Genomic DNA, 18,205 nt, shown 5'->3' on the forward strand with positions numbered 1-18,205 from the left:
GCTCGGATGAGGGGTGTCGGCGGCGCCGTTTGAATATTTGGCGACTTGGCTTGGAGCACTTTTCGGATAGGGGGCGCGCTCACACCCCTCATCCGTCAGGCTCCGCCTGCCACCTTCTCCCACAAGGGGCGAAGGAAGAGCGGGGGTGGCGTCCTGCTACGGCAAACCGTAGACAAACCCCATGACCGCACCGCTTCCGCCCTCGTCCAAAACCCGCGCCTGGGTCTGTGCGCCGGGGGTGTTGAGGGCGCCGTTTCTGTCCGCCTTCCTGCCTGACTACGAGTTGGCGGCCCTGCCGGGCGTCCAGACCGAGGCGGTGCTGGGCTGGGGCATGAAGCCGACGGCGGCGGCGGGGCGGCGCTGGGCGGAGAAGCAGGGCAAGCCCTATGTCGCTCTGGAGGACGGCTTCCTGCGCTCGGTCGGCATCGGCGAGAGCGGGGCGACTAGTCTCAGCCTGATCGTCGACGACATCGGCGTCTATTACGACGCGACCCGGCCCAGTCGCCTGGAGCAACTGATCGCGACGGCGCCTGACTGGTTCGACGCCACGATGCGCAGCCGGGCGCGCGGCCTGATCGACACGATCGTGGCCTCGGGGGTGTCCAAGACCAATATGGGCGGGCCGCTGGACCCCGCCGTGCTGAAACCCGGCCGCAGGGTCCTGATCGTGGACCAAACCTTCGGCGACGCCTCCATCGGCTATGGCCTGGCCAGCGAGCAAAGCTTCTCGGACATGCTGGCGACGGCGCGGCGCGACGAGCCCGGCGCCCAGTTGATCGTCAAGCGCCACCCGGCCGTGGCGGCGGGGCGCAAGCAAGGCTGCATCCCGGCGGCCCAGTTGGACGGCGTCACCCTGATCGACACCGACGTGCGGCCCGCTGACCTGCTGGCGGCCGTGGACGCGGTCTATGTCGTGACCTCGGCCCTGGGGTTCGAAGCCCTGTTGCGGGGCCTGCCCGTGCGCTGCTTCGGCGCGCCCTTCTATTCCGGATGGGGCCTGACGACGGACGCGGTGTCGACCGGGCGGCGCGGCGTGGCGCGCGATCTGGAGCAGGTCGCGGCGGCGGCCCTGATCGCCTACACCCGCTATGTCGATCCCATCACCGGCCGGCGATGTGAGGCCGAGGCGGCGCTGGAAAGGCTGATCGCTTTGCGCGACCGGGCCGACCGGCTGGCGGGGGATTGGGCGGCCGTCGGCTTCGCCCCGGCCAAGCGGCCACCGGTGCGCCGCCTGCTGAACTCGCCCAAGGGCCGCGTCCGCTATTTCTGGCGCGCCGCCGCCGCCGTCGCCCATGCGCGGGCCACGGACGGCAAGCTGATCTGGTGGGCCGGCAAGGAGACGCCGCAGATCCGCGCCGCCGCCGACGCCTTCGAGGGGGCGGTCGTGCGCATGGAGGACGGCTTTATCCGATCGCGCGGCCTGGGCTCCGACTTCTTCGGCGCCCTGTCCGTCGCTCTGGACGATCAGGGCGTCTATTACGACCCGACCCGGCCCAGCCGCCTGGAAAGCCTGATCGAGGCGGGCGAGCCGTCGCCGGATCAGGCGGCGCGGGCCGAGCGCTTGCGCGTTCGCGTGGTCGAGGCGGGCCTGTCGAAATACAATCTGAAGGGGGCGGGCGTCCCGGCCCACTGGCCGAAAGACAGGTCGATCCTGCTGGTCGTGGGCCAGGTCGAGAACGACCGCTCGATCATGATGGGCTGCGGGCCGGACCTGCGCACCAACTCCGGGCTGGTGAAGGCGGCGCGGGCGGATCATCCCGAGGCCTTCCTGATCTATCGCAACCACCCCGACGTGACGGCGGGCAACCGGCCCGGCCTGCTGGACCATGCGGCGATGGAGGAGGTCGACGCCTCGGCGGACGACCTGGACATTATCGACTGCCTGAACGCCTGCGACCGGCTGGCGACGCTGACGTCGCTCACGGGGTTCGAGGCCCTGATGCGGGGCAAGCCGGTCAGCGTCTATGGCCGGCCCTTCTATGCGGGCTGGGGCCTGACCGACGACCGACTGACGTTCGAGCGCCGCACCCGCCGCGCCAGCCTGCAATCCGTCATCCACTCCGCCCTGATCGGCTATCCCGTCTATGTCACCCCGGACGGCTGGCCGTGCGAGGCCGAGGACCTGGTCGAGGCCCTGATCGCGGCGCGCGACCATCCCTTGCCCGCCCCGCCGCGCGGTCGGATCAACAGATGGTGGCGCGGCATCAAGGCCAGTCTCGACCGCAGCCTTCCACCGGCCTATTGAGAAAGTTCGTCATCGCAACGGACTGAGTCCGGCCCGCGAGGCGCCCGAACTTCGCCGCGAGGCGCCGACATAAGACTTGTCGAGCGCCGGGGACTCCATGTTCCCTCATGCAGCGAGGCGCCGCGCGCCGAGCGTTAGGGAACTACACTGTGCAAAAAGCCGTCATCTCCGCCACCGGCCTGTTCACGCCGGAGCAATCGATCTCGAACGAAGAACTGGTCGCCGCCTACAACGCCTGGGCCGAGGCGTGGAACGCCGAGAACGCCGAGGCCATCGCCGCCGGCGAACTGGAGATGAAGACGCCGTCCTCGGAGGCCTTCATCGAGAAGGCTTCGGGCATCCAGTCGCGCTTCGTCATGGACAAGTCGGGCATCATCGACCCCGAGCGGATGCTGCCCCACCTGCCCGCGCGCGGCGACGACGAGCTGTCGATCCTGGCCGAGATGGCCGTGAAGGCCGCGCAGGCCGCCATCAAGGCCTGGGGCAAGCCGGTCAGCGAGATCGGCGCCGTCATCTGCGCCGCGTCCAACATGCAGCGCCCCTACCCCGCCATGGCCATCGAGGTGCAGCAGGCCCTGGGGATCGAGGGCTTCGCCTTCGACATGAACGTAGCGTGCAGCTCGGCCACCTTCGGCATCAAGACGGCGGCGGACTTCGTGGCCTCGGGCTCGGTCAAGGCCGTGCTGATGGTCAACCCCGAGATCTGCTCGGCCCACCTGAACTTCAAGGATCGCGACAGCCACTTCATCTTCGGCGACGTGGCCACCGCCGTCATCGTCGAGGCCGAGGATCAGGCCGGACCGGGCGGCTGGGACATTGTCGGCACCAAGCTGAAGACCAGCTTCTCGAACAACATTCGCAACAACTTCGGCTTCCTGAACCGCGCCGCCCTGCCGACGGGCGCGAACGAACCGATCCCCTCCGACGGCCTCAGCGACAAGATGTTCGTCCAGCAGGGCCGCAAGGTCTTCAAGGAGGTGGTGCCGATGGTCTCGGAGATGATCCTGGACCACGCCGCCGAGTTGAACCTGGACCCGCACGGCCTGAAGCGGATGTGGCTGCACCAGGCCAACATCAACATGAACACGCTGATCGGCAAGAAGGTGCTGGGCCGCGAACCCGAGCCGGAAGAGAACGTCATCATCCTGGACGAGTACGCCAACACATCGTCGGCCGGGTCGATCATCGCCTTCCACCTGCATCACGACGGCTTCGCCCCGGGCGAGACCGGCCTGATCTGCAGCTTCGGCGCGGGTTACTCGGCGGGCACGGTTTTTGTGCAAAAGCGCCCCTGAGGCCAGATAACGGGAATCAATATTTCCGGCGGCGCTTGCACTGTTCGGAAAATTTTGCAAACCGTAACAGGTGTTGAGAGCGAGGGGGGATGGCGCCCGAATGACTCAGACCGTTTCACCGTGGGCAGAAAAGCTCAGCGATCCCTTGGCCCATGACGTGGCCACGGTGCTGAAGCACATGGGCGGTTCGGCCCATCAGGACATCGTGGTCAACTGCGTGGCGGCGCTGAAACGTCAGCGCGGCGAGTCGGTGACCCAGGACTTGAAGACGAAGATCATCGAGGTCTTCGAGCGCTACCGCGACTTCTTCATCAAGCCCTTCGGCGAGAACTCGCTGCGCTGGGCCCTCGCCCCGGGCCTGGCCTAACCCCCTTCTCAGACGAACGAAAAGGCCCGCTCCTTCCGGAGCGGGCCTTCGTCGTATCCAGCGCCAGACTGGGGAACAGGCTTTAGAAGCGACGCACGTAGCTGACCGAATAGGCGTCAGCTTCACCGCCGTTGTCGCGGAAGTCGCGACGGGTCCAGTCGGCCCGGACGCCATTCTTGCCGTCCAGGTAGTAGTTGGCGCCGACGCCGTAGTTCCAGCTGTCGCCGCCCACGTCGGTGTTAGCGCCCGGGAACTCCTGCTTCAGCTCGGTGTGGCCGTAGCCGCCGCGCGCGAACAGTTCCAGCTTGTCGCTGACCGGGTACTTGCCGACCACGTAGCCGGCGGCGTCCCATTCATGCTTGATCGAGCCGTCGACGCTGGCGACGGTGAAGTCGTCGTCCTTGACGCCGACCGAGGCCTCGGTCTCGACCGCCAGGTAGCGGTTCAGGTTCACGCCCAGACGGCCGGTCACGGCGCCGGTCGTGGCGTTGTCCCCTTCAACATGCGTGTAGCCCAGCGAGCCGTATCCACGAGCGTCCGGACCTGACTGAGCGAAGGCCGGAGCGGCGAGAGCAGAAATGGCGGCGGCAGCGAGAAGAATGTTACGCATTGTTTCTATAACTCCTAGTAAAACTAGATGCGGTGACTTCTGCGGTCACCAGCCCCATCCAGCGAGTAGTTAAATGGGCATCCCGCACAGCCGTTCCATATGAGATCGAATACACGCCCCCACCCGTGTGCAACTTGACACACACAGCGTTATGCCGACCACGACCTTATTCCGGCACGAAAAAGGCGGCCCCGAGGGGCCGCCTTTGCACGCTCAAGCCTGAAGCAGGCTCTAGCGGTCCTTTTCGCGCTCCTCGCCGGAACGGGCCGCCAGCGCGGCCTGGGCCGCCGCCAGACGGGCGATCGGCACGCGGTAGGGCGAGCAGGAGACGTAGTCGAGGCCCACGCTCTCGCAGAAGGCGATGGAGGACGGATCGCCGCCGTGTTCGCCGCAAATGCCCATCTTGATGCCCGGCCGGGCGCCGCGACCGCGCTCGGCGGCGATGCGGATCAGGTCGCCCACACCGTCCTGATCGAGGCGCACGAAGGGATCGGTCTCGAAGATGCCCTTGTCCAGATAGGCCTGCAGGAAGTGACCCGAGTCGTCGCGGCTGATGCCGAAGGTCGTCTGGGTCAGGTCGTTGGTGCCGAAGCTGAAGAACTCGGCGTGCTCGGCCAGATCGGCGGCGCGCAGGGCGGCGCGCGGCAGTTCGATCATGGTGCCGACCAGGTATTCGACGCTGTCGCCCGCATCGGCGAAGACATCCTTGGCGGTGCGGTCGGTCAGTTCACGCAGGAACTTCATCTCCAGACCCAGGGCGACCAGCGGGTGCATGATCTCGGGGATCGGGGCGACGCCCGACGCCTTCTTGACCTCCAGCGCCGCCTCCAGGATGGCGCGGACCTGCATCTCGTAGATCTCGGGATAGGCGACTCCCAGGCGGCAGCCGCGATGGCCGAGCATGGGGTTGGTCTCGTGCAGTTCACGCGCGCGACGCTTCAGCTTGGCGGCGTCCAGACCCGAACCGGCGGCCAGGGCGTCGATGTCGGCGTCGGTGTGCGGAATGAACTCGTGCAGCGGGGGGTCCAGCAGGCGCACCGTCACCGGCAGGCCGCTCATGATGGTGAACAGCTCGGCGAAGTCGGCCTTCTGGAAGGGCGCGATCTTGGACAAGGCCACGCGGCGGCCTTGCTCGTCATCAGCCAAGATCATCTCGCGCACGGCGGCGATGCGGGCCTCGTCGAAGAACATGTGCTCGGTGCGCGACAGGCCGATGCCCTCGGCGCCGAAGCCGCGCGCGGTCTTGGCGTCCAGCGGGGTCTCGGCGTTGGCGCGGACCTTCAGGCGGCGCACACCGTCGGCCCAGGCCATCAGGGTCTGGAAGTCGCCCGTCAGCTCCGGCTCGATCATGGGCACGGCGCCGTCCAGAACCTCGCCCTTGCCGCCGTCGATGGTGATGACCTCGCCCGCCTTGAAGGTGCGGCCGCGCGCGGTGAAGGTCCCGGCCTTCTCATTGATCGAGATTTCACCGGCGCCGGAGACGCAAGGCCGACCCATGCCGCGCGCCACGACCGCCGCGTGGCTGGTCATGCCCCCGCGCGCTGTAACGATGCCGCGCGCCGCGTGCATGCCGTGGATGTCTTCGGGCGAGGTCTCCTCGCGCACCAGGATGACGGCGTCGCCGACCTGCGACAGGCGCTCGGCCTCGTCGGCGTCAAAGACGATCTTGCCGGTGGCCGCGCCGGGCGAGGCCGGCAGGCCCGCCGCGACGACGGTGCGGGCGGCATTGGGGTCCAGGGTCGGGTGCAGCAGCTGGTCCAGAGCGGCGGGCTCGACCCGCGATACGGCCTCTTCCTGCGAGATCACGCCTTCGGAGGCCAGATCAACGGCGATCTTCAGCGCCGACTTGGCCGTGCGCTTGCCGTTGCGGGTCTGCAGCATCCACAGACGGCCCTGCTCGACCGTGAACTCGATGTCCTGCATGTCGCGATAGTGGCTTTCCAGCCGGTTCACTACGTCGACGAACTGGCCGAAGACGACCGGCATGGCCTCTTCCATCGAGGGAGCGGTCTCGCCCATCTCCTCGCGGCCCGCCTGGGTCAGGGACTGCGGCGTGCGGATGCCCGCGACCACGTCCTCGCCCTGGGCGTTGATCAGGAACTCGCCGTACAGGCGCGCTTCGCCGGTCGAGGGGTTGCGCGTGAAGGCGACGCCCGTGGCGCTCGTCTCGCCCATGTTGCCGAACACCATGGACTGGATGTTGACGGCGGTGCCCCAGCTTTCGGGGATGTCGTGCATGCGGCGATAGAATTTCGCGCGGTCGTTCATCCAGCTGGCGAAGACGGCCGAGACGGCGCCCCACAACTGGTCATGCGGGTCCTGCGGGAAGGGCTGGCCCAGCTCGCGCTCGACCAGGACCTTGTAGTCGGCAACGACCTTTTCCCAGTTCTCGGCGGTCAGCTCGGTGTCGACCGAGACGCCCAGACGATCCTTGTGGTCGTCCAGCACCTCCTCGAACTGATCGTGGCCGATGCCCAGCACCACATTGGAATACATGGTGATGAAACGACGATAGCTGTCGAAGGCGAAACGGCGGTCGCCGGACAGACTGGCCAGGCCCTCGACCGTCTGGTCGTTCAGGCCCAGGTTCAGCACCGTGTCCATCATGCCCGGCATCGAGGCCCGTGCGCCCGAGCGCACCGAGACCAGCAAGGGGTTGGACGCGTCGCCGAAGGTCTTGCCGACGATGCCCTCGACGGTCTTCAGACCGGCGGCGACCTGATCAGCCAGCTCAGCGGGATAGGACTGGCCGTTGGAATAATAGTGGACGCAGGCTTCCGTCGTGATCGTAAAGCCGGGCGGCACCGGAAGGCCCAGCGACGACATTTCCGCGAGGTTCGCGCCCTTGCCGCCGAGAAGGTTCTTCATCGACGCATCGCCGTCAGCGGATCCCCCGCCGAAGCCGTACACCCACTTGGTCATCTTGCAGTCCCTGAGCCGTGGTCGTCGCGGGATCTGGTGAGTCCCGCTTACGGGGGACTTCACTAGCGCGCTGCACCTGCGAAGGCGAGGCCGGGCGCGTAACAATCCGTGAGAGGATGTATCGGAAACACCTGTTCGCCCCCTCCCCGATCAGCCGTCCAGCTCAGCGCGCGCCTGTTCGGCCAGGTCGAAGAAGCGACGGCGGACCTCGGCGGCGAAGGGGTTGTCGTGTTCGATCGCGCGGAACACCGCCGCGCTGTCATGGCGGACCATGTCCACGCCCTGCATGACCCGCTCGAAGCTGGTCGTGGTCATCCGCGTCGGCAGCGGCTCCATGGCCAGCAGGACCTTGGCGATCAGGTGGGTCAGGCCCTGCACCGTCGCCGCCTCGCGATCGTGATCCTCGGGCGTGACGACGAAGACCTTGAGCCCCAGCGCCCGGCGGCAGAAGGCGGCGACGCGCCATGCGGCCTTGTCGCCGCGCACCGGACAGACGGCGATGCGCAGGCCGGCGATGCCGTCCTTGCCGCTCTGGGGTCCGAACAGGGGGTGGGTGCCGACGACCTGAACGCCTTGCGGCAGACCGTCCAGCATCACCTTGGCGGGCTTCACCTTCACCGATCCGACGTCGAGGATCAGGGCGCCGGGCGTCACGTGCGGCGCGACAGCCGAGACCGTCTCGGACAGAACCCCGACCGGCACGGCCAGCACCACCGTCGGACAGGCGGCCGCCTCTTCCAGCGTCGTCAGCCGCGCCAACCCCTCGCCGTCGCTGACCGCCGGATCATGGGCGAGGATGTCGAACCACGCAGACAGATGCCTGGCCGTCAGCCGCCCGAAGGCGCCGAAGCCGATCAGTCCAAGCTGAGGCCGGGCGCTGCTCACCCCGCCAGGGTTTCCTGGAACCTTACCGGCTGGCCGTGGGCCTGACCGATCAGTTCGCCGTCCTTCATCACCACCCGGCCGCGCACGATGGTGGCCACCGGCCAGCCGGTCGTCTCGAAACCGTCGAAGGGGGTCCAGCCGCAGCGCGTGGCCTGCTGGTCGTGTCTAATTGTTCTTTTTGCCTTCAGGTCGACGATGGTCAGGTCGGCGTCATAGCTGACCGCCATCCGCCCCTTGTTGGCGGTGCCGAACACCCGCTGCGCCCCGCCCGAGGTCAGGTCGATAAAACGCTCCAGCGACAGGCGACCGTTGGCGACGTGCGTCAGCATCAGCGGCACCAGGGTCTGCACCCCCGGCATCCCCGACGGCGAGGCCGGATAGGGCTTGGACTTCTCTTCCCTGGTGTGCGGCGCGTGGTCCGAGCCCAGCACGTCGGCCACCCCCTGCTGCATGCCCCACAGCCACAGGGCGTCGACATGCTCCTGCGACCGGATCGGCGGGTTCATCTGGGCGTAGGCGCCCAGGCGCTCATAGGCCTCGGGCGCCACCAGGGTCAGGTGCTGCGGCGTGATCTCGACGGTGGCGACATCCTTGTGGAAGCGCAGGAACTCCATCTCGTCCCTGGTCGTGACGTGCAGGACGTGGATGCGGGCGCCGGTCTCCTTGGCCAGCCCGACCAGACGGCGGGTGGACATGATGGCGCTTTCGGCGTCGCGGACCTCGGGGTGGCTGGTCCAGTCGCCGGTGCGGGCCAGGCTGCGGCGCTCGACCAGTCGGTATTCGTCCTCGGAGTGGAAGGTGGCGCGGCGGCGCACGTTCGACAGCACCTTGCGCACCCCCTCGTCGTCGGCGATCAGCAGGTCGCCGGTCGAGGCGCCCATGAAGACCTTGACCCCGCAGCAGCCCGGCAGGCGCTCCAGATCGGCCAGATGCTCGGCGTTCTCATGCGTGCCGCCGACGTAGAAGGCGTGATCGGTCCACATCCGGTTGTTGGCCCGCACCAGCTTGTCGGCCATGGTCTCGGGATCAGTGGTGTTGGGATTGGTATTCGGCATCTCGAACACGGCGACGACGCCGCCCAGGGCCGCCGCGCGGCTGCCCGTCTCGAGGTCTTCCTTCCATTCCAGACCCGGCTCGCGGAAGTGGACCTGGGTGTCGATGACGCCGGGCAGGACCGTCAGGCCCGTGGCGTCGAACACCTCGCCCGCCGAAGCCTGGCTCAGGTCGCCGATGAAGGCGATGCGTCCGTCGATGACGCCGACGTCGGCCATGCCGCGTCCGGCGTGGTTGGCGACTTCGCCGCCCCGCACGATCAGGTCATAGGTCTGGGTCATGGGCGCATCTCCTGAGGTCGAGCGCTTATGCGCGCCTGAGGCCTCAGGGGGAACCCCCGAAGGCTCAGCTGGCCAGTTGCGCCAGCAGCTTCTTCGACGCCTTCAGCACCCGCTCATAGGGCAGGTCCATCATGTGCTGGATGTGCTGGTTCAGGCGCGGGTCCAGGTCGATGAACTCCTGCAGGCTGCGCGGGCCGCGCACCGCCACCCCGGTCCAGGGTCGGCGCAGGGTCTCGTCAGAGGGGCCGAACACCCCCACCGCCGGCACGCCCGCCGCGACCGCCAGTTGGGTCCACAGCGAGTCGCCGCCGATATAAAAGTCAGCCCGCGACAGGGCGGCGACCGTCTGCAATCGCGTCAGCCGGCCTTGCAGCTCGATCACTCGCTCACGCTTGACGGCGAAGCGGATGGAATGGGCCGCGTCGCGGTCCGCCTCCTCGCCGACGATCATCAGCCGCCCGCCGGCCAGAGGCCCGTCCGCGCCCAGCAGGGACAGGGCCACCTTGGCGTAACGGTCGGCGGGCCAGCGCTTGCCGATCCAGTCCACGCCCGGCCCGATGGCCAGGATCGGCCCGTCGCCCGGCGGGATAAAGGCGTCGGCGGCTTCCTGCGCATCGCGCCCGACGAACAGCTTGGGCTCCGGAATTTCGTCCAGTTGCAGCACCCGCGCCGCCTGCTCGACCAGATGGACGTCGGGCAGGACCTTGCCCTTCACCGCCCGCTTCTGGCGCCGCAGCTTGCCCGACAGGGTCGAGCCGCGCATGTCGACCACCAGGCCCCAGTTGGTCTCGCGCACCTGGTTCCACAGGGCGATCCAGTCCCAGCGCCCGTCGCGATCCAGAACGATCAGCCGCTCCAGCCGCGGCAGGTCGGCGAACAGCGGCGCGCTGGCCGGCGATCCGACGACGGTGAAGGTGGCGTGCGGAATGGCCTCGACCAGATGGGCGAGCGCCCCCGACGAGAGGACCGCGTCTTCTGCGTCCGCCTCGGCGATATAGAGGATCGGGAAACGCCCGTGCATGGGGCGACTCTAGAGGGATTCTCTACGGAATTCAGTAGATGCGACAGGAGCCGCCATCCAGTTTGGAATGGCGGCTCATTTGGCTCAAGTTCTAGGGATTCGCCGCCGACCAGGTCGCAAAGCGATCCAGCGCCCGCTGCGGCGCGGCCAGCCACCACGAATAGCCGTTGCGACGGCCGATGGAGATGCCGTTGACGTCGTCGTGGATGGTCTGGTCCTTGTCGCCGAAGATCGGACGGCCGGTGACCAGGTCGTAGTTGCGCGACCAGATCGGGCCGGCGCCCGGCTTGTCGATCAGCTTGCGGCCGTCGTCGGTCATCTCGAACGACTTGTCGTAAACGCGCACGGATTCCAGCCAGGCCACGCCGCCACGGATCGCCGCCTTGACCTCGGGCGACGGGTTGGGCTCGCCCATCAGGAACTCGAGAATGTCCGTTGTCTCGCCGCTGGCGATCGAGCGCGGTTCATAGTTGCGAGCGCTGGTGGGGACCAGGCGCATGGGTTCGACCTGCTGCGGCCAGCCCAAGAGCTGATCGCCCTTGCGCACCTGGGCGGCCAGGGTGACGTCGATGGCCTTCTTCACCGCTTCGGCGGCGCGGGCTTCCAGTTCCGGCGGCACGAAGCCGAAGCCTTCCGTGCCGTTGGCCACGTCGCGCAGCACCATGGCGGCCTCGGCCACGGCGTTGTCGTTGAAGGTGATGGAATCGTGGAAACCGCCTTCCAGCGGCCAGATCTGCGGCCAGCCGCCGTTCGGGTATTGGGCGTTCAGCAGATAGTGCACGCCCTTGATGACGCTGGCGCGCCAGGCGTCGCCTTCACGCCCCGGCGCCTGGGCCGCGACCTTGGCCAGGTAGCGCATCTCGGTCCAGGTGGCGTTGTTGTCGAGCGTGCCGACAAAGGTCCAGAAACGGTCCGCCGGAGCGTCGAAGTTGGCGGGGTTCTGCTCCATGGTCTCGGCGTCGTTGGAGAAACGCTGGCCGGGCAAGCGCTTGAGGCTGCGGTCCTGGTTCTTGCTCCAGCCGCCGGCGGGGGTCTGGAAACTGACCACGGCGTCAGCCACGGCGCGGGCCTCGGCCGAGCCATACCAACGAGCCGGACGATCCAGCGGCATGTGCGAGCTGTTGCCGCGAATGGCCAGGGGCGGCGGCGGGGGTGTCGCGCCAGACGGCAGTTCGGCGGCCAGGGCGGCGCGATCGGCCAGGTGCTGGGCCTGCGACCGCGCCAGATAGTCCGCCCAGGCGCCGCGCTCGGCGTCCGGCAGGGCGCCGATCCGGTCGATCGTCAGACCGACGGCGGGCGTATTGGCGCGAATGACCTCGGCCTGAGCGGCGCCGGTATGAAGGCTGAGGCCCGCCATGGCGGCGAGGGCTACGAACGAAATGGCGAAGACGTGTCTCACTGGATGCGTTTCCCGACTGCGTTTCGGCTTGAGCGCCGTTCTCATTATGTCAAAAGTTATTCTACATAATGATACGAACGCAAGACCTCGTCGTCGGCGAGGGCTGCGCTTTCAGCTGCTGATGCGCTAAGGCGGGGCCATGAGCCTGCCCCTTCTTCCCGACCGGTCCTGCGGCGGCTGCGTCGAGTGCTGCCGCGTGATCCCGTTGAACCTGCCCGAACTGGCCAAGCCGACGGGCGAGCTGTGCGGCTATTGCGTCGATGGGGCGGGCTGCTCGGTCCATGAAATCCGGCCCCAGACCTGCCGCGTCTGGTTCTGCCTGTGGCGGGCGGTCGAACTGTCCGACGACTGGCGGCCCGACCGCAGCGGCGTCATCATCCGCCCCGACGGCGTCGAGCGCGGCGAGATCACCCTCTATGTCGTGCGTCGCTCCGAGTTTCTGGCGAGCCTGGACTTCTTCGCTGCGGTCGCCGGCTGGATCGCCGAGGGGGTCGAGGTGGCGCTCAGCGTCCCCGGCCCGGTCGGGACCTATCCGGCCCGCGCCGTCGTCACCGACTGGCTGCGCCCCGCCATCGAAGAGGGCGATCCTCAGGACTTCGTCGCCCGCGTCCTCGCCTCGCTGGACAGGCTGGCCGAGCATGACTTCCAGCCCGACGGCGTCACGGCGCGATACGCGGTGACCTGACCCTTCTCCCCTTGTGGGAGAAGGTGGCTCGCGCAGCGAGACGGATGAGGGGTGTCGGCGGCGCGGTTGGAATTCCGTCCTCATCCCACTGCCTCCCCTCTTGAACGTCAGCACTCACAACCCTCATCCGAGCGCCTGCGGCGCCCACCTTCTCCCTCAAGGGGAGAAGGGCTCAGAAGGGCTGTCGTTTCCCGCCTCCCCTCCCTATCTTGGCCGCATGCCCATCGCTCGCCTCGACAGCCGCGCCCTGATCCGCGTCACCGGCCCTGACGGCCGCCCCTTCCTGCACAACCTGCTGACGCAGGACGTGGAGACGCTGGAGCCCGGCGCGTTGCGCTTCGGCGCGCTTCTGTCGCCGCCCGGCCGGTTGCTGTTCGACCTCTTCATCTGGGGCGAGGAAAACGGCGTGGTGCTGGACGTCGCCGCCGAGCGGCGCGATGCCCTGGTCCAGCGACTGTCGATGTACAAACTGCGCTCCAACGTCGAGGTCATGCCTATCCCCGACGCGGTCTTCGTGGCCTGGGGCGAGACGCCCGAGGGCTTCGTCCCCGACCCCCGCCTGCCCGACCTCGGCGGTCGCCGCTGGGGCGATCAGTGCGAGACCGACGCCACCGATGCCGACTGGCAGGCGCACCGGCTGGCCCTCGGCGTGCCCGATCCCACGGCGGACACGCTGCTGGACAAGACCTATCCGATCGAGGCCGACTTCGACCTGCTGAACGGCATCGACTTCCACAAGGGCTGCTTCATCGGTCAGGAGACGACCTCACGGATGAAGCGGCGCGGCACGATCAAGAACCGCATGATGGCCATCGCCTTCGACGGACCGGCCCCCGAGCGCGGCGCCGAGGTCCTGAATGGTGAACTTCGGGCCGGCGAGGTCATGACCGGCGCCGAGGGCCGCGCCATCGCCCTGATGCGTCTGGACCGTCTGGACGGCCATCTGAGCGTCGACGGCCGTCCCGTGCGCGTCGAAAAGCCCGGCTGGATCCCTGATTTTCAAGGCTAATTTCGGAAGAACGGAAAATCTGCTTGTCATGATGTAAAAGTCGCTTGACGCAAAAAGCGACACTGGTAAAGTTCACTTGTCACAACGACAGGGGAGCTTGTCATGAACATCGCCACCAAGAACGCCGCCGCAAACAACAAGAAGATGAACGACCTGACCGTGGGCCTGTGCGCTCTGGTGGTCGTGTCCTCCGGCCTGACCGTCGCCACGCCCTTCTGGCCCGCCCAACTGGGCAGCGCCCCGCAAATGGGCGTGGTCCTGCTGGCCGCCGCCGTCGCTGTCTTCTCCGCCATCCACAGCCTCTACTGGTGGCGCGCCCTCGATGAAGCCGCCAAGGAAGCCCACAAGTGGGCCTGGTGGTGGGGCGGCAATCTGGGTCTGGTCGTCGGCGGCGCCGGCGTCGTGGCCGCCACGTTGATGGACGTGAACCTGCTGCCGGCCTTCGTGCAGCGCTCGGACGCGGCCCTGGTCGCCGCTGGCGTCCTCGGCGTCTTCGCCGCACAGGCCGTCGGCTACGGCCTCGCCTGGTGCGGCTGGTGGATGGCCCGCCGATGACCAGCGATTTCGTCAACCGCCTCAAGGTCTTCCGCGCCGAGCGCAACTGGACGCAGGCCGACCTGGCCGAACAGCTCGGCGTCTCCCGTCAAACCGTCCAGGCGCTGGAAAAGGGCCGCTACGACCCCTCCCTGCCTCTGGCCTTCCGCATCTCCCGCCTCTTCGGCCGACCGATCGAAGCCATCTTCGTTCAGTGATCCCGGCGAGGCCCCGCGCCCGCCACCCTTCAAAAACACACCGACATTAAAAAGGACTAACCAATGACCTGCGCCAACCGCATGGGCCAAGCGGCCAAACACGTCTCCGATTTCGCCCTGGGCGTCTGCGGAGCCCTGCTGATCTGCATCGCCGTGATGCTGATCCCCAGCCCTGGCCAGGCCGCCGCCTGGTTCGACGCCCCCGCCGCCGCCATCGCCGCCCGCTAAGCCCTCATTTTCAGGATCAGACCCATGTTCAATCTCTACTCCGCCATCGTCGAACGCTTCTCGGGCTTCGCCCTCGGCCTCTGCGGCGCCTTCCTGATCGCCACGGCCATCGAGGCCGTCCCCACCTTCGGCCAGGCCCAACCCGCGGCCGTTGTCTCGACCACGCACTGACCTTCCGGCCCTCCGGGCCGACGCTTTCGCCGACCCGATCGGCGCCCTTTCCCCACACCCCGACAATCCAAGGACGATCCAATGACCCTCGCCAACCGCATGGGCCGTACGGCCAACCACGTCTCGCGCCTGGCCTTCGGCACCTGCGCCGCCCTGGCCGCCAGCGCCGTGCTGGCCGCCTTCCCCGGCGCCGCTCACGCTGAGCAAGCCGCCGTCCCGATCCCCCGCGCCGAGGGCGCCGGTCCGCCGCTGTGGGTGGTCAGGGACGCCGACTCCACCGTCTATCTGTTCGGGACCATCCACTATCTGCGCCCCGGCACGGCCTGGGGGTCGGACAAGGTGGACGCGGCCTTCGCCGGCGCCGACCAGTTCTGGGTCGAGGTGGCTGATCAGGACGACCCGACCGTCGCCGCCAGGGTGGCCCAGCAGCACGGCGTCACTCCCGACCGCCCCCTGTCGTCGATCCTGTCGGCCGAGGACTTCGCGGCCTTCGACAAGGCCGCCCAGGGCGTGGGCGCCAGCGGCGCGGCCCTGGACGCCTATCGCCCCTGGCTGGCCGCCTTCATCGTTGCAGGAACCGCCCCTATGCAGGCCGGCTATCGCCCCGACCTGGGGGTCGACAAGACCCTGATGGACCGCGCTCGCGCCGAGGGCAAAACCATCCACGGCTTCGAGACCGCCGACCGTCAGCTGCGCCTGATCGCCGGCATGAGCGAGGAGGCCCAGATCGCCTATCTGAACAACTTTGTCCGCAACGGCGGCCAGATCGTGCCCAAGCTGGATCAGACCGTCGCCGCCTGGCTCAAGGGCGACGCCGCCGAGGTCGGCCGCCTGAACCGCATCGACACCCCGCGACATCCACGAAGACGTCCACCGCGCCGCCCTGATCGTCCGCAACGCCGACTGGACCGACCAGATCGAGACCCTGATGAGGGGCTCCGGCAGCGCCTTCGTCGCCGTCGGCGTCGCCCACCTGGCCGATCAGGACAGCCTCATCGACATGCTGAGGGCGCGCGGGTTCACCGTCGAACGGCTGTAGGTTCCGGCTTCGACTACGCGAGAGGCCCGGTGGAAACGCCGGGCCTTTTCGCTTGCCTCGCCAGAACATTCCAGCAACATCGATGAATGACCGAATCCGAAAAGGCCGAAGGCCGCTGCGGCTGGTGCGGGACGACCGACCCGCTCTACATCGCCTATCACGACACCGAATGGGGCGTGCCCGAGTACGATCCCCGCGCCCTGTGGGAGAAGCTGGTGCTGGACGGGTTTCAGGCCGGACTGGCCTGGATCACCATCCTGAGAAAGCGCGAGGGGATGCGCGAAGCTTTCGACAACTTCGATCCCGAGATCATCGCCCGCTACGACGACGCCGACCGCGAGCGCCTGCTGGCCGATCCGCGCATCATACGCTCACGTGCCAAGATCGAGACCGCCATCAACGGCGCCCGCATCTGGCTCGACATGAGGGACAAGGGCGAGGACTTCTCGGCCTGGCTCTGGTCATTCGTCGACGGCCAGCCGCTGGTGAACCAGTGGAGCCATTTCCGCGAGGCCCCGACCCAGACCCCCGAGAGCCTCGCCATGGCCAAGGCCCTGAAGGCCCGTGGCTTCAAATTCTGCGGCCCGGTCATCACCTACGCCTTCATGCAGGCCGTCGGCATGGTCAACGACCACCAGACGACGTGTTTCCGTCATGGAGAGGTGGGCGAGGCGGACGGGTCTGGCGCGGTCATCATGGTCTGATTGTGGGCGTCTCGCGTTTGTCCGCTTCCGTTGCGGACTCTCAGAGCGCCGTCTTAGAGTTGCGTCAGCGCAGGGGAGGGATTTGAGACCATGGGCGCTCACCCCACAGGCGACCTAGCAGATGCGTTGATTTCATGCGGCATCAAACCGGTCGAAGTAAAGGTAGAATGGGATGCAGACTGCCAAGAGGACGTCCTCACCTTTTCAGCATCCAAAATCCCAAATGCGGCATTGATAGACCTCGCCGATTTATATCTGTCGTGGCCAAGTCGCTTTGTCTTCGCATCGGAAGACCTAGAAAAAGCCTTTCAAGACATACTTTCAAAGTTGCCCAGATTGGTCGCGCTGCGAGATCAGGCACTCAATCAGCAACACGAATGGCTCAAGACGCAGGGCCTATCGGCTTTTCGTGAGTTCGATCCGGGAAAAGAGAGTGTGAGCGATTTTGCTGCCCGCGTCGAAATCGCGTGCAACGCCGAACGAGGCGACCTGCTTTCGGTGACGGGCAATGACGCAGTTTTGATCCATCCAAGAGACCCAAGCAAATTGACACTGGATCGCATGAGAACGCTGTTAGCTCTCTTGGAGACATGCGCTCCTAACCTTCTCTATTTCGGGACGGGGGAGGACGGACCTGGGTGATGTCAACTTCCCACCCTTAACTGACATTCAGCACCACCGCCTTCCGCCCCGCGCCCGTTCGTGGCACTGACGCGCGATGAAGCCGCCTAAAGCCGCCCCCAAGATCGACCGCCCCTTCCCCACCCTGATGCTGGAGCTGGAGGCGCGCGCGACGTGGAACGGTCATGTCTGCGGCGTGGACGAAGCGGGTCGCGGTCCCTGGGCCGGGCCGGTGTCGGCGGCGGCGGTGATCCTGAACCCCGACGACCTGCCGCCCGGCATCGACGACTCCAAGGCCCTGACGGAAAAGCGCCGCGCCTTGCTGGAGCCCGAGATCAAGACCCGCGCCCTGGCCTGGGGCGTCGGCTTCGCCACGGTGGAGGAGATCGACGAACTGAACATCCTGCACGCCACCGGCTTGGCCATGCGCCGCGCGGTCGAGGCCCTGGCCCATCCGCCGGTGCACGCCCTGGTGGACGGCAACTACCGCTTCAAGCTGCCCTGCGCGGTGACGCCCGTGGTCAAGGGCGACAGCCGCTCCTTGTCCATCGCGGCGGCCTCCATCCTGGCCAAGACGGCGCGGGATCGGTTGATGATCGAAATGGATGCGACCTATCCCGGCTACGGCTTCGCCAGCCACAAGGGCTATAACGCCCCCATCCACCATGCGGCTCTGCAGACCCTCGGCCCCTGCCCCGCACATCGTCGAAGCTGGGCGCCGATCAAGGCCCTGCTGGACGCCGCCTAGCCGACCGTCGCGCCCGCGACCAGCAGGCCCAGGATCACGACCACCGCCGCGACCAGAACGAAGAACAGCCAGTTGGGCAATCCGCTGGACGACCGACGGCGGGGCTCGGAAGACGTGGCGGACGAACGGTCGGTCGAGGCACTCATGCTGCCTGTAACCGGGACGCCGCG

The 18,205-nt window shown here is 67.4% G+C and carries 20 protein-coding genes and 1 pseudogene; 14 read left to right on the forward strand and 7 right to left on the reverse strand.

What is annotated here, in order from left to right:
* Positions 1–181: 181 nt before the first annotated feature.
* The 3 genes from ACI2KI_RS07560 (at position 182) to ACI2KI_RS07570 (ending at position 3,907) form a co-directional block, all read left to right on the forward strand.
* Positions 182–2,245, forward strand: a complete 2,064-nt coding sequence (locus ACI2KI_RS07560; RefSeq protein ID WP_404618841.1) for a capsular polysaccharide biosynthesis protein — start codon at positions 182–184, stop codon at positions 2,243–2,245.
* 149 nt (positions 2,246–2,394) lie between these two features.
* Positions 2,395–3,540 carry a beta-ketoacyl-ACP synthase III gene (locus ACI2KI_RS07565; RefSeq protein WP_404618843.1) on the forward strand — a complete coding sequence of 382 codons (1,146 nt, stop codon included), beginning with the start codon at positions 2,395–2,397 and terminating at the stop codon, positions 3,538–3,540.
* A 100-nt stretch (positions 3,541–3,640) separates the two neighbouring features.
* Positions 3,641–3,907, forward strand: coding sequence for a hypothetical protein (locus ACI2KI_RS07570; protein WP_292084450.1), 267 nt, complete (start codon positions 3,641–3,643; stop codon positions 3,905–3,907).
* A gap of 82 nt (positions 3,908–3,989) precedes the next feature.
* Here the strand turns inward: ACI2KI_RS07570 and ACI2KI_RS07575 are convergent, their stop codons facing one another.
* The 6 genes from ACI2KI_RS07575 to pelA form a co-directional block, all read right to left on the reverse strand.
* Entirely contained in the window at positions 3,990–4,517 is a 528-nt protein-coding gene (locus tag ACI2KI_RS07575) for a porin family protein (protein ID WP_404618845.1), read from the reverse strand.
* A gap of 231 nt (positions 4,518–4,748) precedes the next feature.
* On the reverse strand, positions 4,749–7,439 hold the full coding sequence (gene ppdK / locus ACI2KI_RS07580; RefSeq protein ID WP_404618847.1) for a pyruvate, phosphate dikinase: 2,691 nt from the start codon (positions 7,437–7,439) through the stop codon (positions 4,749–4,751).
* 150 nt (positions 7,440–7,589) lie between these two features.
* Positions 7,590–8,324 (reverse strand): prephenate dehydrogenase/arogenate dehydrogenase family protein, encoded by a 735-nt coding sequence (locus ACI2KI_RS07585; RefSeq protein ID WP_404618849.1) that lies wholly within the window; start codon positions 8,322–8,324, stop codon positions 7,590–7,592.
* Positions 8,321–9,658, reverse strand: coding sequence for a dihydroorotase (locus ACI2KI_RS07590; protein ID WP_404618851.1), 1,338 nt, complete (start codon positions 9,656–9,658; stop codon positions 8,321–8,323). The genes ACI2KI_RS07585 and ACI2KI_RS07590 overlap by 4 nt, the downstream gene beginning before the upstream one ends.
* A gap of 64 nt (positions 9,659–9,722) precedes the next feature.
* Positions 9,723–10,679: a glycosyltransferase family 9 protein gene (locus tag ACI2KI_RS07595; RefSeq protein ID WP_404618853.1), complete on the reverse strand. Its 957-nt coding sequence runs from the start codon at positions 10,677–10,679 to the stop codon at positions 9,723–9,725.
* Between the two features lie 91 nt (positions 10,680–10,770).
* Entirely contained in the window at positions 10,771–12,078 is a 1,308-nt protein-coding gene (pelA, locus tag ACI2KI_RS07600) for a pectate lyase (RefSeq protein ID WP_404618855.1), read from the reverse strand.
* A 139-nt stretch (positions 12,079–12,217) separates the two neighbouring features.
* Here pelA and ACI2KI_RS07605 point away from each other — a divergent pair, with 139 nt between their 5' ends.
* The 11 genes and pseudogenes from ACI2KI_RS07605 (at position 12,218) to ACI2KI_RS07655 (ending at position 18,035) form a co-directional block, all read left to right on the forward strand.
* Positions 12,218–12,763 carry a hypothetical protein gene (locus ACI2KI_RS07605; RefSeq protein ID WP_404618857.1) on the forward strand — a complete coding sequence of 182 codons (546 nt, stop codon included), beginning with the start codon at positions 12,218–12,220 and terminating at the stop codon, positions 12,761–12,763.
* A gap of 217 nt (positions 12,764–12,980) precedes the next feature.
* Positions 12,981–13,772 carry a YgfZ/GcvT domain-containing protein gene (locus ACI2KI_RS07610; protein ID WP_404618859.1) on the forward strand — a complete coding sequence of 264 codons (792 nt, stop codon included), beginning with the start codon at positions 12,981–12,983 and terminating at the stop codon, positions 13,770–13,772.
* Between the two features lie 102 nt (positions 13,773–13,874).
* Positions 13,875–14,327 carry a hypothetical protein gene (locus tag ACI2KI_RS07615; RefSeq protein WP_404618861.1) on the forward strand — a complete coding sequence of 151 codons (453 nt, stop codon included), beginning with the start codon at positions 13,875–13,877 and terminating at the stop codon, positions 14,325–14,327.
* Positions 14,324–14,524, forward strand: a complete 201-nt coding sequence (locus ACI2KI_RS07620; RefSeq protein ID WP_312063384.1) for a helix-turn-helix transcriptional regulator — start codon at positions 14,324–14,326, stop codon at positions 14,522–14,524. Before ACI2KI_RS07615 ends, ACI2KI_RS07620 begins: the two co-directional genes overlap by 4 nt.
* 63 nt (positions 14,525–14,587) lie before the next feature.
* Positions 14,588–14,752 (forward strand): hypothetical protein, encoded by a 165-nt coding sequence (locus tag ACI2KI_RS07625; protein WP_292084467.1) that lies wholly within the window; start codon positions 14,588–14,590, stop codon positions 14,750–14,752.
* A gap of 24 nt (positions 14,753–14,776) precedes the next feature.
* Positions 14,777–14,923, forward strand: coding sequence for a hypothetical protein (locus ACI2KI_RS07630; protein ID WP_404618863.1), 147 nt, complete (start codon positions 14,777–14,779; stop codon positions 14,921–14,923).
* Positions 14,924–15,022: 99 nt separating this feature from the next.
* Positions 15,023–15,742, forward strand: a pseudogene (locus ACI2KI_RS07635) (TraB/GumN family protein); the annotation flags it as partial.
* Between the two features lie 97 nt (positions 15,743–15,839).
* Positions 15,840–15,962 carry a TraB/GumN family protein gene (locus ACI2KI_RS07640; RefSeq protein WP_404618963.1) on the forward strand — a complete coding sequence of 41 codons (123 nt, stop codon included), beginning with the start codon at positions 15,840–15,842 and terminating at the stop codon, positions 15,960–15,962.
* A gap of 86 nt (positions 15,963–16,048) precedes the next feature.
* Positions 16,049–16,666 carry a DNA-3-methyladenine glycosylase I gene (locus tag ACI2KI_RS07645; protein ID WP_404618865.1) on the forward strand — a complete coding sequence of 206 codons (618 nt, stop codon included), beginning with the start codon at positions 16,049–16,051 and terminating at the stop codon, positions 16,664–16,666.
* Between the two features lie 90 nt (positions 16,667–16,756).
* Positions 16,757–17,308 (forward strand): hypothetical protein, encoded by a 552-nt coding sequence (locus tag ACI2KI_RS07650; protein ID WP_404618867.1) that lies wholly within the window; start codon positions 16,757–16,759, stop codon positions 17,306–17,308.
* 76 nt (positions 17,309–17,384) lie between these two features.
* Complete coding sequence (locus ACI2KI_RS07655) at positions 17,385–18,035, forward strand: ribonuclease HII (protein WP_404618869.1); 651 nt, start codon at positions 17,385–17,387, stop codon at positions 18,033–18,035.
* Here ACI2KI_RS07655 and ACI2KI_RS07660 read toward each other — a convergent pair.
* Positions 18,032–18,181, reverse strand: coding sequence for a hypothetical protein (locus ACI2KI_RS07660; RefSeq protein ID WP_404618871.1), 150 nt, complete (start codon positions 18,179–18,181; stop codon positions 18,032–18,034). The two genes, ACI2KI_RS07655 and ACI2KI_RS07660, sit on opposite strands and share 4 nt — an antisense overlap.
* Positions 18,182–18,205: the final 24 nt, after the last annotated feature.

The sequence above is a fragment of the Brevundimonas sp. NPDC046655 genome, assembly GCF_044901625.1.
Taxonomy (GTDB): domain Bacteria; phylum Pseudomonadota; class Alphaproteobacteria; order Caulobacterales; family Caulobacteraceae; genus Brevundimonas.

Coding starts and splice junctions, on each gene's coding strand:
- ACI2KI_RS07560 (WP_404618841.1), top strand. CDS start 182: ATGACCGCACCGCTTCCGCCCTCGTCCAAAACCCGCGCCTGGGTCTGT.
- ACI2KI_RS07570 (WP_292084450.1), top strand. CDS start 3,641: ATGACTCAGACCGTTTCACCGTGGGCAGAAAAGCTCAGCGATCCCTTG.
- ACI2KI_RS07575 (WP_404618845.1), bottom strand. CDS start 4,517: ATGCGTAACATTCTTCTCGCTGCCGCCGCCATTTCTGCTCTCGCCGCT.
- ppdK (WP_404618847.1), bottom strand. CDS start 7,439: ATGACCAAGTGGGTGTACGGCTTCGGCGGGGGATCCGCTGACGGCGAT.
- ACI2KI_RS07590 (WP_404618851.1), bottom strand. CDS start 9,658: ATGACCCAGACCTATGACCTGATCGTGCGGGGCGGCGAAGTCGCCAAC.
- ACI2KI_RS07595 (WP_404618853.1), bottom strand. CDS start 10,679: ATGCACGGGCGTTTCCCGATCCTCTATATCGCCGAGGCGGACGCAGAA.
- ACI2KI_RS07605 (WP_404618857.1), top strand. CDS start 12,218: ATGAGCCTGCCCCTTCTTCCCGACCGGTCCTGCGGCGGCTGCGTCGAG.
- ACI2KI_RS07610 (WP_404618859.1), top strand. CDS start 12,981: ATGCCCATCGCTCGCCTCGACAGCCGCGCCCTGATCCGCGTCACCGGC.
- ACI2KI_RS07615 (WP_404618861.1), top strand. CDS start 13,875: ATGAACATCGCCACCAAGAACGCCGCCGCAAACAACAAGAAGATGAAC.
- ACI2KI_RS07620 (WP_312063384.1), top strand. CDS start 14,324: ATGACCAGCGATTTCGTCAACCGCCTCAAGGTCTTCCGCGCCGAGCGC.
- ACI2KI_RS07625 (WP_292084467.1), top strand. CDS start 14,588: ATGACCTGCGCCAACCGCATGGGCCAAGCGGCCAAACACGTCTCCGAT.
- ACI2KI_RS07630 (WP_404618863.1), top strand. CDS start 14,777: ATGTTCAATCTCTACTCCGCCATCGTCGAACGCTTCTCGGGCTTCGCC.
- ACI2KI_RS07645 (WP_404618865.1), top strand. CDS start 16,049: ATGACCGAATCCGAAAAGGCCGAAGGCCGCTGCGGCTGGTGCGGGACG.
- ACI2KI_RS07650 (WP_404618867.1), top strand. CDS start 16,757: ATGGGCGCTCACCCCACAGGCGACCTAGCAGATGCGTTGATTTCATGC.
- ACI2KI_RS07655 (WP_404618869.1), top strand. CDS start 17,385: ATGAAGCCGCCTAAAGCCGCCCCCAAGATCGACCGCCCCTTCCCCACC.
- ACI2KI_RS07660 (WP_404618871.1), bottom strand. CDS start 18,181: ATGAGTGCCTCGACCGACCGTTCGTCCGCCACGTCTTCCGAGCCCCGC.